We start from the raw sequence: 16,940 nt of genomic DNA, 5'->3' as shown, positions 1-16,940 counted from the left end.
CATTGGGTGAGGGATAAGCGGATTTGACTATGACATAAGGAGTGGAATGTTAGATTTTTTGTGGAATTTAGGTTCGTTTATCGTTGCGCTTGGGCTGCTCATTACCGCCCACGAATACGGCCATTTCTATGTTGCACGTCGCTGTGGCGTGAAGGTTGAACGTTTCTCGATTGGTTTTGGTAAGGCGATTTGGCGCAAAGTGGGTCAAGATGGCACTGAGTACGTCATCGCCATGATCCCGTTAGGCGGCTATGTCAAAATGCTCGATGAGCGAGTAGAAGATGTACCCGATGAGTTAAAGGACCAAGCCTTTAACCGTAAAACGGTTTGGCAACGGATTGCAATTGTGGCCGCAGGGCCGATTGCAAACTTTATCTTTGCGATTATCGCGCTGTATTTTATGTACTTAATTGGCGTGCCATCGCTCAAGCCTGTGATTACCTCAACCACACCTGGCACGGCAGCGGCGCAAATCCAAGTGAATGAGCCAATGCAAGTGACGGCAATTTCTGGCCAGCCAGTACGAAATTGGGAAGAAGTGAATTTAGCGCTAGTGGGCCATATCGGCGATGACAGTTTAACCGTCTCCCTCGCGCCGCTAAATGGCTTGCAGGGTTTAGATACCACCGCTCGCACTTACACCCTTGATACCCGCGAGTGGCGTTTCGACCCAGAAAAAGAGTCGCCAATTACGGCGTTGGGTCTGGGCGTGTATCGCCCTGCGATTGAGCCACAAATTGCGCTCATCAGCGAAGGCAGTGCGGCGGCTAAGAGTGATCTGAAAATCGGTGATACCTTGGTTGCCATCAATGGCCAAAATTACACCGATTGGCAAGCTTTTGTTGACATTATTCAACATTCTGCCAATGTGCCAGTGGAGTTAACGGTGCGCCGTAATGGCGAGCAGTTTGCCATCTCAGTGACACCTGCGAGTGTTAAAAATAGTGATGGTAAAGAGGTAGGCGTGCTTGGGGTGAGCCCCGCTCAGGCACAGTGGCCTGAGAATATGCGCCTGCAACTTGAATATGGCCCAATCGAATCTTTTGCTATCGCAGCCGATAAAACATGGCAACTTGTTGCTGTGAGCTTTAAGATGATTGGCAAATTATTTACTGGCGATGTGTCAGTGAAAAACTTAAGTGGACCTATCTCAATCGCACAGGGTGCGGGCAATAGTGCAAACTATGGCTTGGTTTACTTTCTCGGTTTCCTCGCGCTTATCAGTGTCAATTTAGGCATCATTAACCTGCTGCCATTGCCTGTGCTCGATGGGGGACACCTGCTGTATTACTTCGTTGAGGTAATCACTGGTAAGCCTGTGTCTGAAAAGGTACAGGAAATAGGATTCAGATTTGGGGCAGCATTGCTGCTGATGTTGATGAGCATCGCGCTCTTCAATGACTTTGCCCGACTCTGAGCAAGGACAGACTAATAATTAGAAGTGCTCTATGAGATTGAATAAACTTTTTGCCTCGATGTTATTCGTCGGTGCGTCGTTTTCAGGGACTGTGTTGGCGGATACGTTCCAACCCTTTGAAGTGACCGACATCCAAGTTGAAGGTTTGCAGCGAGTCGCACTGGGTGCTGCCTTGTTAAGCTTACCAGTGAAAGTGGGTGACACTGTTGACCAGTTAAAAATTCAACAAGCCATAAAAAGCCTGTATGCATCGACTAACTTTGAGAATATCTCAGTTAGTCATGATGGCGGGGTGTTGATTGTCAAAGTCACCGAGCGACCAACGATCAGCGCCGTGACCTTTGAAGGCAACAAAGACATTAAAGATGAGCAGTTGCAGGAAAGTCTGGACGGCTCAGGCGTGAAAGTCGGCGAGTCCTTAGACCGTACTATGCTGACGGGCATCGAGAAGGGGTTACAAGACTTCTACTACGGTGTAGGTAAATACGGCGCGAAAGTCGAAGCACAGGTGATTAACTTGCCCCGTAACCGCGTCGAACTCAAATTCAAGTTCACCGAAGGTTTAGCGGCTGAAATTCGCCAAATTAACGTGGTTGGTAACAAAGAGTTCACTGATGCTGAGCTTATCGGCATGTTAGAACTCAAGGACTACGTGGCCTGGTGGGATCTGTTCGGTGAGCGTCGCTACCAGAAGCAAAAGCTACAGGCCGACCTTGAAACCATTAAAACCTATTACCACAACAAGGGTTATATTCGCTTTGAAGTCACTTCGACTCAAGTGGCGATGACGCCTGACCGTAAAGGTTTGTATATCACCATCAACGTCAACGAAGGTGAGAAGTACAAGGTTAAAGACGTTAACCTCACCGGCGACTTAATGGGCCGCGAAGAGTTAATGAAATCGATTCTGCCAATTAAGGCGGGCGATATGTACAACGGCGGTGATGTGACCTTCACCGAAGAGATGTACAGCAAATACTTAGGTCGTTTCGGTTACGCGTATCCTGAAGTGAAAACCTACCCTGAAATTGATGATAAGACTAAGGAAGTGACCTTAAACATCAATATCAAACCGGGTAAACGTGTGTATGTACGTTCGGTTAACTTCACTGGTAACACTGTGACTAAAGACGAAGTGATGCGCCGCGAGCTGCGTCAGATGGAAGGTGCTTGGTTAAACTCGGCGCAGGTTGAGCAATCTAAAGCCCGTCTAAACCGTTTAGGCTTCTTCGAAACCGTTGATACCGAAACCATTCAAGTGCCGGGTACAGACGATTTAGTCGATGTGGCCGTTAAGGTTAAAGAGCAGCCATCGGGCTCATTTAACGCCGGTGTGGGTTATGGTACTGAATCGGGGTTAAGTCTGCAGTTTGGTGTGCAGCAAAATAACTTCCTCGGCACGGGTAACCAAGCGGGCGTGAGTTTAAGCACCAACAAGTATTCTAAGAACGTTAACTTATCTTACACCGATCCTTATTGGACCAAAGATGGTGTGAGCTTAGGTGGCAGCGTTTATTGGAACGAGTTCGATGCGAATGAGGCTAACCTTGAGCGCTATAAAAACAGCTCCTATGGTGTGGCGTTAAACTCTGGCTTCCCAATTAACGAATACAACCGTATCAACGGTGGTATTGGTTATCGTCATAACACGATTTCAGAAATCTCCGCCTACGAACAGGCACTGCGTTTCTACAATATCTACCGTGACGATGATCCGAATGCCGATTTAAGCTTCGACAACTTCGAGCTCAGCTTAGGCTGGTACCGCAGCACCTTAAACCGTGGCACCTTCCCAACGGACGGTTCGTCGCAGCGTTTAAGCGGTAAGATGACAGTACCAGGCTCGGATCTGCAGTACTTTAAGACAGACTTCGATACTAACTATTATTTCCCTATCACCCGCAGCCACAGTTTTGTGCTGTTAGCCCGTGGTCGTTTAGGTTATGGCAATGGCTATGGTCAATTTAATGATAATGACCAAATCCTGCCATTCTGGGAAAACTATTACTCGGGCGGTAGTACCTCACTGCGTGGCTTTAAGTCTAACTCGGTCGGTCCTCGTTCATTCTATCTGTATCGTGGTAGTGAGCCTTGTGCGCCGGATCCATCGGGTGACGGTTGTAGCTTACCGGGCGATCCAAACAGTATTCAGGTCAGTTCAGGTCGTTCAATCGGTGGTAACGCGATTGCAACTGCCAGTATGGAGTTGATTGTACCAACGCCATTCTTGGATGAGGCCTACACTAACTCTGTTCGTACCAGCTTCTTCGTCGATGCAGGTAACGTATGGGATACTGAGTTCGATTTCGCTAAGTATCAAACGCTGCCAGCGGAAGAGTTTGATAAGTTACAGGACTACAGTGACCCAGGTCGTATCAGAGCCTCTTGGGGTCTAAGCTTACAGTGGCTGTCTCCTATGGGACCAATGGTATTCAGCTTGGCATGGCCGATTAAAGAATACGAAGGCGATCAAACAGAGATCTTCTCGTTCAATATTGGCAAAACTTTTTAAAAGGCATACACTCGGCAGGTTTTGCTGAATATAACAAAGGTAACAAGGAGTCTATTTTGAACAAGATGGTAAACCGTGCCCTGGTGACGTTGGCTTTATTAGGTGCACCTTTAGCGGCGCAGGCAGAAAATATTGCTGTTGTTGATATGGGCGCTGTGTTTGAACAGTTACCTCAACGTGAGCAAATCTCCCAATCTCTGAAATCAGAGTTTGGTGATCGCATGGCTGAAGTTCAGAAAATGCAAGAAGAAATGCGCTCTCTGATGGAGAAGCAGCAACGTGACGGCGCGTTAATGAATGACACGCAAAAAACTGAGCTGGTTCGTAAAATGGAAGCGTTAAAATCTGAATATCAGCTAAAAGGTAAAGCGTTGGATGAAGACTTACGTCGTCGCCAAGGTGAAGAGCAAAACAAACTGTTAGTTAAGGTTCAAAAAGCCATTAACACTATCGCTGAAAAAGAAAAATACGATTTAGTTTTACAGCGCGGTGCTGTCATTTATGTTAAGCCAAATGCTGACATCAGTGGCAAAGTGGTTGAAGCCTTAAGCAAAGGCAAGTAATTAATGAAAAGTGTGACTTTAAAAGAGCTAAGCCTGTTATTAGATGGCGTTGTCCAAGGTGATGAAACGTTAGTGATCAACAGCGTTGCGACCCTTGAGCATGCCCAATCGGGTCAAATCTCTTTTTTAGCCAACAGCAAATACCGTGCTCAGCTTGAGTCAACTCAAGCGAGCGCGGTGTTATTGTCGGCTAAAGACGCGCAGGACTATTCAGGCACTGCGTTAGTCGTTAAAGACCCCTATGTGGGGTTTGCCCGTGTGGCACAGTTTTTAGATACCACGCCCAAGGCGGCCCTAGGTATCCATCCCTCGGCACAAATCGACTCTTCTGCCCAGTTAGGCGAAGGTGTAGCGATTGGTGCCAATGTGGTGATCGGCGCGAATGTGATCCTCGGCGAAAACGTGCAGATTGGTGCGGGTTCTGTGATTGGTCAAGATTCCATCGTAGGCTCTAACACTCGTCTGTGGGCCAATGTGACCCTCTATCATAATGTCCATTTAGGCCAAGATTGTATTATCCATTCCGGCGCCATTATTGGCTCCGACGGTTTCGGTTACGCTAACGAGCGTGGACAATGGATTAAAATTCCACAAACCGGTGGTGTACGTATTGGCGATCGCGTCGAAATCGGTGCGAACTCAACCATCGACCGCGGTGCCTTAGGTCATACCGAGATCCACAACGGTGTGATCATCGACAACCAAGTACAGGTTGCCCATAACGATATTATTGGTGAAAATACCGCTATCGCTGGCAGCACGACCATTGCTGGCAGTGTAACCATTGGTAAACATTGTATTATTGGTGGTAACTGCGCGATTGCAGGCCACTTGACCATTGCCGACGGTGTCCATCTTTCTGGCGCGACAAACGTTACAGGTAACATGCGTGAGCCTGGTTTGTATTCTTCTGCGACAGTGGCAATGGAAAACAAAGTGTGGCGTAAAAATACAGTTCGCTTCCGTCAATTGGATGAACTGTTTCAACGTGTGAAAACGTTGGAAAAGAATTCAAATACACCAGAGTAATTGCCCCAAGGCAATTTTGAGGAACTAGGTTCGTGTCAAATCAAATGAACACTATGGATATTACGGAGATCCTTAAGTATCTACCCCATAGATATCCATTTTTATTAATCGATCGCGTTTTGGATTACACCCCAGGTGAGAGTCTCCATGCGATTAAAAACGTGACGATTAATGAACCCTTTTTCCAGGGACATTTCCCTGTTCAGCCTGTGATGCCGGGCGTGCTGATTTTAGAAGCCATGGCACAGGCCACTGGTCTGCTCGCGTTTAAGACCATGAGTGACGATGTACCGCCTCCTGGTGTGTTGTACTATTTTGCTGGTATCGATAATGCACGTTTTAGACGTGTGGTTGAGCCCGGCGACCAAATCCATTTTGAAGTCAAAATGATTAAAGAGCGCCGCGGGATTGGCGTTTTCTATGGTGAGGCCAAAGTGGATGGTGAAGTGGTTTGTTCCGCTGAAATCATGTGTGCCCGCAGAGAGATTAATCAGTGATAGATACATTAGCGTTTGTGCATCCCGATGCAAAAATTGGTAAAAACGTCACCATAGGTCCATGGAGTTATGTGGGCGCGGGTGTCGAGATTGGCGACGATTGTTGGTTAAGCTCCCACGTAGTGGTGAAGGGCCCAACCATTATCGGTAAAGGCAACCGCATTTTCCAATTCGCCTCCGTGGGTGAAGAATGCCAAGACAAGAAATACGCTGGCGAGCCAACTCGACTCATTATTGGCGATAACAACGTTATCCGTGAGCATGTGACCATTCACCGTGGTACGGTTCAAGACAATAGCGAAACCCGTATTGGCTCTAACAACCTGTTTATGAACTACGTGCATATTGCCCATGACTGTGTGGTCGGTAATAACGTGATTATGGCTAACAATGCCTCTATCGCAGGCCATGTGCATGTGGGTGACTGGGCGATTCTCGGTGGTATGACTGGGGTTCACCAGTTTGTGCATATCGGTGCCCACGCCTTTACCGCGGGTTGTTCGTTATTGCTACAGGATGTGCCACCCTTTGTGATGGCGGCGGGACAACCTGCTATTCCTCGTGGCTTAAACAGCGAAGGTATGAAGCGCCGTGGTTTCTCTAAGGAGAGCCAATTAGCGGTGCGCCGAGCCTATAAAACCTTATATCGCAGCAGTTTAACTGTTGATGAAGCGATTGAAGCGCTTGCCGAAGATGCGCAGAACGATGAGCAAGTTAAGTCGTTCATTGAGTTTGTTAAATCATCGGGTCGCGGCATTATTCGTTAAGAGTCCTTGACTCTACACTATGCCATTCATAGGCACTGCTCGTAATATTCTGCTTTAGACAATGCCATGGCAGAGATACGCTGCGGTGCCATTCACTTGTCAGATATGATTGGTTTATGAGCAAAAAATCTCAATTAGTGTTTGCAATGGTCGCCGGAGAACTCTCCGGCGATATTTTAGGTGCAGGTTTAATGGCTGCACTGCAAAAAACACACCCCAACGCCCGTTTTATCGGTATTGGTGGACCTCGTATGGAAGCCCTAGGCTTCGAATCCCTGTTCGCGATGGAAGAATTAGCCGTGATGGGGATAGTCGAAGTGCTATCACGTTTGCCACGCTTACTCCATGTGCGCTCATCCCTGATTAAGTCCATCACCGAACTGAAGCCCGATTGCTTTATCGGTATCGATGCTCCGGATTTTAATATCGGTCTTGAGCTTAAGTTAAAGGCGCAGGGGATTAAAACCGTTCACTACGTGAGCCCTTCGGTATGGGCATGGCGCCCTAAGCGGATTTTTAAAATCGCTAAGGCCACCAATATGGTGCTGTCGTTATTGCCCTTTGAGAAAGCCTTTTACGATAAGCATCAGGTACCTTGTACCTTTGTTGGCCATACCTTGGCTGACGATATTCCGTTAGAGAGTGATAAGGCGAGCGCTCGTCAATTGCTCGAACTCGATCCTGAGGCCGAATATCTCGCGATTTTACCCGGCTCACGTGGCGGTGAATTAAAGCAATTGGCCGAGCCTTTTGTGAAGGCCGCGCTACTTATCAAGCAGCAATTTCCCGATATTCGCTTTGTGACGCCTTTAGTGAACCAAAAACGCCGTGAGCAGTTTGAGCAAGCATTAAAAGCGCATGCGCCGGATCTAGAAATCCACATGGTGGAAGGCAAGTCCCGTGAGGTGATGGCCGCCGCCGATGGCATTTTACTGGCATCGGGTACGGCAACGCTTGAGGCCATGCTGATCAAACGCCCTATGGTGGTCGCCTATCGCGTGAGTCCGCTGACCTATCAGATAGCGAAAACCATGATGCAAGTGAACCGTTTCTCCCTGCCGAATCTGTTAGCGGGGCGAGATGTGGTGCCAGAGCTTATCCAGCACGACTGCACCCCAGAGAAGATTGCCGAAGCGGTTGGCGTTGAGCTGAACCGTGACTTTGCGCCAATCAAAGCCGAGTTTGAGCGTTTACACCAAATGTTGCGCTGCGATGCCAGTCAAAAAGCGGCCGAGGCGGTGTTAGTGCTCGTCAATGCTAAGGATGTGAACTAATGGCGGTATTTAAGACGTTGACCGACGCCGATATCGCTACCTTCTCAACAGGTTTTGTGGCGGGCGTGGATGAAGTTGGCCGTGGTCCACTTGTTGGCGATGTGGTCACCGCTGCGGTGATCCTCGATCCCAATCGTCCCATTGCTGGCTTAAATGACTCTAAAAAACTCAGCGAGAAGCGCCGCAAGGCCTTGTTCGATGAAATTTGTGAAAAAGCCTTGAGTTATCATGTGGGGCGGGCCAGTCCAGCGGAAATCGATGAGCTGAATATTCTTCATGCCACAATGCTTGCGATGCAGCGCGCGGTAGCGGGGCTTACACGTGCGCCCGAGTTAGTTTTAGTCGATGGAAATCGCAGCCCAGCGTTTACGCACCAGGGGCTATCTCTGACAAGTCATAGCATAGTCAAAGGTGATGGCCTGATTGCGAGTATCAGTGCGGCGTCGATTATTGCCAAAGTGACCCGCGATCGGGAAATGGATGCCCTCGATGCGGCCTATCCCCAGTATGGATTTGCTAAGCATAAGGGGTATCCGACTAAGGCGCATTTTGACGCCATCGCCGAGCACGGCGTGTTCGACCAATATCGTAAAAGTTTCAAACCCGTCAAGGCATTACTGGAGCGTTAACACCGATTGAGTGTTTTCACTTCAGCTTGAGAGCAAAGTCACTAGCCCAAGGGCTGTGACTTTGTTAGTCTGCTTTTTTAGTGATTGTTAACCTGCTATTCAAAGATAATTCTAATTATGTCCGATCCTCGTTTTGTGCATCTTCGTGTCCACAGTGACTTCTCTATGTCCGATGGTGTGGCTAAGGTCAAACCCATCCTCGCCCAAGTTGAGGCGAAGGGCATGGCCGCGGTGGCCTTAACGGATCAAAACAACCTCTGTGGTCTGGTCAAGTTTTATGGTGGCTGCCATGGGGCGGGGATTAAGCCTATTATCGGCGCGGACTTTTGGATGCAAGTGCCGGGGTTTGATGGTGAGTTTTGTGCCTTAACCATTATTGCGATGAATAATGATGGCTATCAAAACCTCACTCAAATCATCAGCCAAGCCTATTTACGTGGCCATGTTCAAGGACGCGTGGTGATTGACCAAGAGTGGCTGGTCACCTACAACGAAGGCATTTTACTGCTGTCTGGCGGTCGAGAAGGGGACGTAGGTAAGGCGCTGCTTAAGGGCAACAATACTCAAGTCGAGTCCTTATGCGAGTTTTATCAGCAGCATTTTGAAGGGCGTTATTACCTCGAGTTATTGCGTACAGGACGCACCGATGAAGAGCGTTACCTGCATATGGCGGTGGGACTGGCGCAGGAAAAGGGCATCCCTGTGGTGGCCACCAATCAGGTGGTGTTTTTAAAACCTGAAGACTTTGAGTCCCATGAGATCCGTGTGGCGATTCACGATGGTTTTACGCTCGCCGATCCCCGCCGTCCTAAAAAATACAGTGAGCAGCAGTACCTTCGCAGTGAAGAGGAAATGTGCGAGCTGTTTGCCGACATTCCGGCCGCGCTCGAAAATACCGTTGAAATTGCCAAGCGTTGCAACGTTACCATCCGCTTATACGAATATTTCTTACCGAACTTCCCCACCGGCGATATGTCGATTGAAGATTATCTGGTTGATTGCTCTAAGAAGGGGCTTGAAGAGCGTTTAGAGTTCTTATTCCCCGATCCACAAGTGCGCGCTGAGCGCCGCGGTGAATATGACGAGCGTCTCGATGTCGAGCTTAAGGTTATCAACCAGATGGGCTTCCCCGGTTACTTCCTGATCGTAATGGAGTTTATCCAGTGGGGTAAGGATAACGGCATTCCCGTGGGGCCAGGCCGTGGCTCGGGTGCGGGCTCGCTTGTGGCCTATGCCCTAAAGATTACCGACTTAGACCCCCTCGAATTCGACCTGCTGTTCGAACGTTTCTTGAACCCAGAGCGGGTATCTATGCCCGACTTCGACGTCGACTTCTGTATGGATAGACGCGATGAGGTGATTGACCACGTGGCCGAACTCTACGGCCGTGAAGCGGTATCGCAAATCATTACCTTCGGTACCATGGCGGCCAAGGCGGTTATCCGCGACGTGGGTCGTGTGCTTGGCCATCCCTATGGCTTTGTGGACCGCATTTCGAAGCTGATTCCGCCAGAGCCTGGCATGACACTCGCCAAGGCCTTTGAGGTGGAGCCTGCGCTGCAGGAGTCCTACGATGCCGATGAGGATGTGAAAGATCTTATCGACATGTGCCGCAAACTCGAGGGTGTGACCCGTAATGCGGGTAAGCACGCGGGGGGCGTGGTGATAGCGCCCACCAAGATCACCGACTTCTCGCCGCTTTACTGCGACGCCGAAGGGAAAAACCCGGTAACCCAGTTCGATAAGAACGACGTGGAAACCGCTGGCTTAGTCAAATTCGACTTCTTGGGATTAAGAACCCTCACCATCGTCGACTGGGCGCTGGAGATGATCAACAAGGTGGAGGTTAAAAACGGCCGTCCACCGGTGCGGATTGAGGCTATTCCCCTAGACGATCCAGCTTCGTTCCGCTTGCTGCAACGCTATGAAACCACTGCGGTATTCCAGCTCGAATCCCGTGGTATGAAGGATTTGATTAAGCGTCTGCAACCCGACTGCTTCGAAGATATGATCGCACTCGTGGCACTGTTCCGCCCAGGCCCTCTGCAATCGGGCATGGTGGATAACTTTATCGAGCGTAAGCACGGTCGTGAAGAGGTGTCTTACCCCGATTCTCAATACCAGCATGAATCCTTGAAGGAGCTGTTGTCGCCCACCTACGGCATTATTTTGTACCAAGAGCAGGTGATGCAGATTGCGCAGGTGCTATCGGGTTATACCTTAGGCGGCGCGGACATGCTGCGCCGTGCTATGGGTAAGAAAAAGCCTGAGGAGATGGCCAAACAGCGCGGTACCTTTAAAGAAGGGGCGATTAAGAACGGCGTTGACGGCGAGTTGGCGATGAAGATCTTCGACTTAGTGGAAAAGTTTGCGGGCTACGGCTTTAACAAATCCCACTCCGCCGCGTATGCGCTCGTGTCCTATCAAACGCTGTGGCTCAAGACTCACTTCCCGTCGCAGTTTATGGCGGCGGTAATGTCCGCCGATATGGACAACACAGACAAAATCGTCACCCTAGTGGATGAATGTGAGCGCATGGGACTCACCATTATTCCGCCGGATGTGAACAAAGGTCTGTTTAAGTTTACCGTCGATGATGATCTGCGTATCGTCTACGGCATCGGCGCCATCAAAGGTGTGGGTGAGGGGCCGGTTGAATCGATACTTGAGGCGCGTAAGGACGGTCCATTTAAAGATTTATTCGACTTTTGTGCCCGTATCGATCTTAAAAAACTTAACAAGCGGGTGATTGAAAAGCTTATCTGCGCTGGCGCCTTAGATGCGCTTGGGCCGCACCGCGCCTCTATGATGGCCACCTTGCCCGAGGCAATAAGCGCTGCCGATCAGCATGCTAAGGCCGAGGCTATCGGCCAGCATGATATGTTTGGTTTGCTTAATAGCGACCCTGAAGACAGCAAGCAGCAGTTTGTCGAATGTACCCCGTGGCCGGATAAAATTTGGCTCGAAGGGGAGCGCGAGACCTTAGGCCTGTATTTAACCGGTCACCCGATTAATCAATATCTGAAAGAGCTTAAGCATTACACCTCTGGACGCTTAAAGGACGTGCATCCAACCGATCGCGGCAAAACGGTGAAGGCGGCGGGTCTTGTGGTCGCAACCCGGGTGATGCTCACTAAGCGTGGCTCAAAAATGGGTCTGCTGACGCTAGATGACAAGAGTGCACGCCTCGAGGTGATGCTCTTTACCGAAGCCTTTGAGAAGTTTAACCATCTGCTCGAGAAGGACAGGATCCTGATCTGCGAAGGTGAAGTAAGCTTCGATGATTTTGTCGGTGGCAACCGCATGACGGCGCGTAATATTATCGATATCAGCGAGGCGCGCAGCCACTTTGCCAGCGCCTTAGAAATCGATTTAGACGCCTCGCAGTTAACGCCAAGCGTGCTAGAAAGCATCGAGCAGTCAATAAGCCCATGGCGCAATGGTGCCGTGCCCGTGGTGATTAACTACAGTCAAGCCCGGGCCAAAGGCCAATTTAGGTTGGCGGAAAATTGGCGAGTGAACCCAAGCGATGAATTGGTGTTTGCCCTTGAGAGCCTGCTTGGGCCTAATAAGGTGCGGATCCTGTTCCCCTAATCGATAACCTGACAAAGACTTGGGGTTGGCAGGGGATAATTGAGCATCAGCGTGTGATGGATTTTATAGGGTGAGTGCAATGGCGGCGGTGGAACTGAGTGCCCATATAGCGCGATTTTTAGCGAGCTTACCGCTGCAAGCGGGGAGCAAGTTAGTCCTCGCTTACAGCGGTGGCGTCGATTCCGAAGTGCTCGCCTACGGCTTGAGTGAATTTGCCAAACATCACCCCGAGTTACATTATCAATTGATTTATGTGCACCATGGCTTGAGCCCTAATGCCGATGCTTGGGCCGAGCACTGCCAAATTCGCGCCGCCAACTATGGTTTACCAATCACGGTCGAGCGAGTACAACTCACCCTCGGGCCGAGAGTGAGTGTTGAGGCCGAGGCGCGAAAAATGCGTTATCAGGCGATATTGCAGCACCTTAAGCCTCAGGATGTACTGCTGACAGCCCACCATGAAGACGACCAACTCGAGACGATTCTCCTCGCCCTCAAACGCGGTCAGGGTCCCAAAGGATTAGCCGCCATGGGGCAAATCCAAATGCTCTCACTCGGCGAGAAAGGGGCTTGCCTGCAAGCGCGTCCCTTGCTCGATATTAGCCGTGAGCAGATTGAAGCTTTCGCTCAAATGCGGCAGCTAGTGCATATCGAAGATGAAAGTAATCAAGACGATAAATACGATCGTAACTTTTTACGCCTCGAGATTATCCCACGCCTAAAAGCACGTTGGCCCAGTATCGCCATCACCGCAAGCCGCAGCGCCCAGCTTTGCGCCGAGCAGCAGGCCATAGTGGATGCCGAGGTGAGTGAGCGTTTACCTAAGCTGTTAACCGAGGCACCCTTTACCCAGCAAACCGTGCTTAAGCTTGATGCGCTATCTACGCAAACCAGCGAATGGCAGGGATTGCTGCTGCGGGGCTTTATCGAATCCCAAGGCTTTGGACTGCCTTCCTATGTGCAGTTACAGCAAATCCTGCAGCAGTTAATGGGGGCAAAAGAGGATGCCAAAGTACAGATCCAGATTGGTGACTGTGTGCTGCGCCGCTTTGCCGGCATGCTTTATCTGGATAATGTAAACATTGCATCCGCCGCGCCGCGCATCACTGCGCGCGAACTGCATGAAGATATTCTGGCTTTACTCACTCAAGCATCAACAAGGCTTGAAGATAAGATTGCGCCATTTACCATAGCTACCACAGACCCTCGGCTGCGTTTACCCAAGGCGGGTGAGGTGGTGAGCCTGCGTTATCAGTTACCGGGACAATTTCGCTGTCAGCCACATTTTCGCGATAAGGGACGCGAGCTTAAAAAACTCTGGCAAGAATGCGCTGTGCCTCCGTGGTTACGTGCTGATGTAGGGTTCTTGTTCTATAACGAGCGTTTAGTGATGGCGCTAGGACTCTGGGTCGAAAAGGCATTTTGTGCCCAAGGGGATGATGTCGGGCTGAAGTTTGATGGGCAAGCAATCGGATAGCAAAGTCTATTTGCCATACTTTATTGCTGTGAGCAGCATCCATGCTCGATTAAGACAGTTGAGCTGGACTTAACTTGTAGCAATTACGGCCCGAGGCTTTGGCTTGATACAAGGTTTTATCTGCCTGTTCATAGAGTTGTTCGGCTTCCATGGTATCGCTCGCCTCAGCAGCCCCTAGGCTGCTGCTCACGCCAAATTGATGGAAACTCGCATGGGCATTGGTTGCTGTGACGATACGCTCGCACAGTAAGCCCGCCGCATGAATATTGCCTTGCACTATCACCACAAACTCGTCGCCCCCAATACGGAAGGCCTGATCTGTACTGCGGATACTGCTGCGGATAATGTCTCCAAACTCCTTCAAAATATAATCACCGCATTTGTGACCATATCTATCATTAAGCTGCTTAAAATTATCTAAATCCAATACGATAAGTGACACTGCGCCCTGTTTTCTGTGGGCTCTGGCCACCGCGTTTTTCAAGCTTTGAGTGTAATAATGACGATTGCCAAGGCCAGTGAGGGAATCGAACATCGCCTGCATCGACATCTCTTGATACTGCATGGCATTTAATAATGGTTGCAGCAGCAAGGGCTCAATTTCTTGCAGGATAATGGTTTGCGAAGGTGTGAGCGGCGTCAGCAGTTGATACTGCAGTGTAAGTGGGGTGCCGCCACAGATGATCTGTCGTTTCAGACTGATCCCATAACGTTTGCCCCAGCTTAATTTTTGTTGCTCGGCTTGCAGGCGAGCACCTTGGACGGGCAGATGTTGTCCTAGCACTTTGCCGTAGCAGGCAAAGACTGTCCGCGGATCTAGGCTGGCATGCAGTTGCTGGATCACTTGAACTAAATCCAATGACGACGTTGTTGGGCTGTACGCCTCTGTTTGATAGTTATAATCGTCTGGATATAAGGTTGTCGCTAAGCCAAAGTCCATTATGTTTACCCCAGCAAATGAAATGGCAATTGGAACTATTGTCCATATTAAGCAATATATGTGCCGTGTTGTTTGCTAATAAAATTTGTCTTTGTATGTCACTCAGTTAAGCTTAAAGCGCATCTTAGTTTTTTGACACGCCAGTAATTTGACAGGAGTTATCGAGCCTATGGAGCATGGTTTCTTGATCCAAGTTCTCCTTATGTTGCTGATCGCCATCGTCGCGATTGCCTTGCTGCGGCGTATCGGCTTGCCGGCGATTTTGGCGTATTTATTAACCGGAGTGGTGAGTGGGCCCAGTGGGTTCCATTGGTTTACCCAGCAGCAAATGCAGTCCGTCGCCGAACTTGGGGTTGTGCTCTTGATGTTTACGCTGGGACTTGAGTTTTCGGTGCCAAGATTGTGGGCCATGCGCAGAACCGTATTTGGATTAGGTAGCGCGCAGGTAATTGTTACCACAGTACTCACTATGTTGGTTGCCTTAGCCTGTGGCTTGAATGGCATAGAATCTTTAGTCATAGGCGCGGCAATTGCCCTTTCCTCCACCGCAATTGTGCTCAAACTGCTTAACGAGCAGGGCTGGCTTAGGCGTCGCCATGGCGAGCTGTCGGTCAGTGTGTTGTTATTTCAGGATTTAGCCGTCGTTCCTCTGCTTATTTTGCTGCCATTACTCGGGCAGAATGATGAGCCCTTGATGTTAGCGGCAATCGCCTTAGCGCTTCTCAAGGGGATTCTAGCCTTCTTTTTACTGATGGCCTTAGGCAAATGGGCTTTGCCTCGATTGTTTGATGAGGTGGCAAGATCCCGCTCCAATGAACTCTTTGTACTCTCGACGCTGGTGGTGGCCTTAGTTACGGGAGCTTTTACCCAGTGGTTAGGTTTGTCTATGGCGCTAGGGGCCTTTATGGCGGGAATGCTGCTCGGTGAGAGTCAGTACCGCCGCCAGCTAGAGGCGGATATTCGTCCGTTTCGCGATTTACTCATGGGGCTGTTTTTTATCTCCATCGGCATGATGCTCGATTTCGCGCTCGTTATTCAATTTTGGTGGCAGATTTTACTGATCTTGCTCGCCGTTGTGGTGGGCAAAGCGCTGATAGTCCATGGTTTATTGCGACTGGTCGGCGAGCCTTTTCGGATTGCTATCAGCACGGCTTTGAGTCTGGCGCAGGTCGGCGAATTCAGTTTTGTCGTATTAGCCCTGGCGGTAAGTTATGGGTTATTGAGCAATCAGCTCAGCACTATGCTGGTGATGGTCGCGGTATTGTCGATGAGCATTGCCCCTTGGTTGGTGCGCCATAGCGTGGATATTGCCAAGTGGCTGTTAGGGATCCGCCAGTCGGGGCACGTGGATGAAGTGGTGCCGATTATTACCGAGGATCATGATCTTGTGGTGATTTTAGGTTACGGCCGTGTTGGTCAAACTATAGCCCGGTTTTTAAAGACAGAAGCCGTGCCCTATTTAGTGCTCGATCTTGATCCTACGCGGGTGTCTGAGGCGCGCCGGGCAGGGGAGCCGATTTATTTTGGCGATGTGTGTAAGCGGGCGATCCTTAAGCAGGTAGGAATTAAACACGCCAAAATGATCGTTATCACCTTCTGCGAGACCCGCAGTTTAGAAGAAGCCTTACCCCTGTGTAAGCAATTGGCGCCCGACGCTAAAATCCTCGTCAGAACCCGTGACGACAGTGAGTTAGACATGCTGCAAAAGGCGGGGGCGAATCAGGTGATCCCCGAAACCTTAGAGGGCAGTTTGATGCTAGTCTCGCAGGTGCTGCATCAATGCGGTGTACCGTTGGCGCGGATCCTTAAGCGACTGGAGTCGGAGCGGCGCAACCATTATCAATTTTTACACGGTTTCTTCTCCGGTACCGAAACTGACTTTACCTTAGAGTCGCTGCATGCCGTGCTGTTACACCGCGGCGCGGATGCCGTGGGTAAGCGAGTGGCGGATATTGACTGGGAGCTGCTTCGGGTAGAGTTAAGGGCCATCCGCCGCAGCGGCGCCGAAGTTGAACATCCTGCGCAGGATTGGGTCTTTCGCGCGGGTGATATTTTACTGATTGTGGGTAAGCCCAGAAGGCTTGAAAAAGCCGAGGCCAAGCTATTGCATGGATAGCTATATGCTTGCATAAGTAGTGACATCACGGCTTGCATAAGCTACCACAATCTTAACTTATCAATTTGCTCGTCGAGCACATTGGGTTAACCGTTCGCTATCCGCTTATTCTTCTGAGAGTTTTT

General features: G+C 49.9%; 12 protein-coding genes. 11 read left to right on the top strand and 1 reads right to left on the bottom strand.

Translation table 11 applies throughout. The features are described 5' to 3' along the window. The first annotated feature begins 46 nt into the window (after window positions 1–46). The 10 genes from rseP to tilS all read left to right on the top strand — a co-directional run bounded on the left by rseP (window position 47) and on the right by tilS (window position 13,759). Complete coding sequence (gene rseP / locus K0H60_RS14140) at window positions 47–1,417, top strand: sigma E protease regulator RseP (protein WP_220056125.1); 1,371 nt, start codon at window positions 47–49, stop codon at window positions 1,415–1,417. A gap of 31 nt (window positions 1,418–1,448) precedes the next feature. Beyond that, a complete protein-coding gene (gene bamA / locus K0H60_RS14135) occupies window positions 1,449–3,929 on the top strand; it encodes an outer membrane protein assembly factor BamA (RefSeq protein WP_220056124.1) in 2,481 nt (826 codons plus the stop codon). A gap of 65 nt (window positions 3,930–3,994) precedes the next feature. Then, window positions 3,995–4,492, top strand: a complete 498-nt coding sequence (locus K0H60_RS14130; protein ID WP_011623384.1) for an OmpH family outer membrane protein — start codon at window positions 3,995–3,997, stop codon at window positions 4,490–4,492. 3 nt (window positions 4,493–4,495) lie between these two features. Beyond that, entirely contained in the window at window positions 4,496–5,521 is a 1,026-nt protein-coding gene (lpxD, locus tag K0H60_RS14125) for a UDP-3-O-(3-hydroxymyristoyl)glucosamine N-acyltransferase (RefSeq protein ID WP_220053484.1), read from the top strand. A 32-nt stretch (window positions 5,522–5,553) separates the two neighbouring features. After that, window positions 5,554–6,018, top strand: coding sequence for a 3-hydroxyacyl-ACP dehydratase FabZ (fabZ, locus tag K0H60_RS14120; RefSeq protein ID WP_041412686.1), 465 nt, complete (start codon window positions 5,554–5,556; stop codon window positions 6,016–6,018). Then, on the top strand, window positions 6,015–6,785 hold the full coding sequence (gene lpxA, locus K0H60_RS14115; protein WP_011717682.1) for an acyl-ACP--UDP-N-acetylglucosamine O-acyltransferase: 771 nt from the start codon (window positions 6,015–6,017) through the stop codon (window positions 6,783–6,785). The genes fabZ and lpxA overlap by 4 nt, the downstream gene beginning before the upstream one ends. Before the next feature lie 116 nt (window positions 6,786–6,901). Continuing rightward, entirely contained in the window at window positions 6,902–8,059 is a 1,158-nt protein-coding gene (lpxB, locus tag K0H60_RS14110) for a lipid-A-disaccharide synthase (protein WP_220056123.1), read from the top strand. Next, complete coding sequence (gene rnhB, locus K0H60_RS14105; RefSeq protein WP_220056122.1) at window positions 8,059–8,688, top strand: ribonuclease HII; 630 nt, start codon at window positions 8,059–8,061, stop codon at window positions 8,686–8,688. Before lpxB ends, rnhB begins: the two co-directional genes overlap by 1 nt. 117 nt (window positions 8,689–8,805) lie before the next feature. After that, the gene (gene dnaE / locus K0H60_RS14100) at window positions 8,806–12,282 is read left to right on the top strand and encodes a DNA polymerase III subunit alpha (RefSeq protein WP_220056121.1); all 3,477 of its coding nucleotides are present in this window, start codon (window positions 8,806–8,808) and stop codon (window positions 12,280–12,282) included. 79 nt (window positions 12,283–12,361) lie between these two features. Continuing rightward, window positions 12,362–13,759: a tRNA lysidine(34) synthetase TilS gene (gene tilS / locus K0H60_RS14095; RefSeq protein ID WP_220056120.1), complete on the top strand. Its 1,398-nt coding sequence runs from the start codon at window positions 12,362–12,364 to the stop codon at window positions 13,757–13,759. A gap of 49 nt (window positions 13,760–13,808) precedes the next feature. Here the strand turns inward: tilS and dgcS are convergent, their stop codons facing one another. After that, entirely contained in the window at window positions 13,809–14,699 is an 891-nt protein-coding gene (gene dgcS, locus K0H60_RS14090; protein ID WP_220056119.1) for a diguanylate cyclase DgcS, read from the bottom strand. Window positions 14,700–14,868: 169 nt separating this feature from the next. Here dgcS and K0H60_RS14085 point away from each other — a divergent pair, with 169 nt between their 5' ends. Further along, entirely contained in the window at window positions 14,869–16,815 is a 1,947-nt protein-coding gene (locus K0H60_RS14085; RefSeq protein WP_220056118.1) for a monovalent cation:proton antiporter family protein, read from the top strand. Window positions 16,816–16,940: the final 125 nt, after the last annotated feature.

Source organism: Shewanella mangrovisoli, from assembly GCF_019457635.1.
Classification (GTDB): Bacteria; Pseudomonadota; Gammaproteobacteria; order Enterobacterales; family Shewanellaceae; genus Shewanella; species Shewanella mangrovisoli.
Note: the sequence above shows the minus strand (reverse complement) of the source record. Positions and strands in the feature narration are given on the sequence as shown.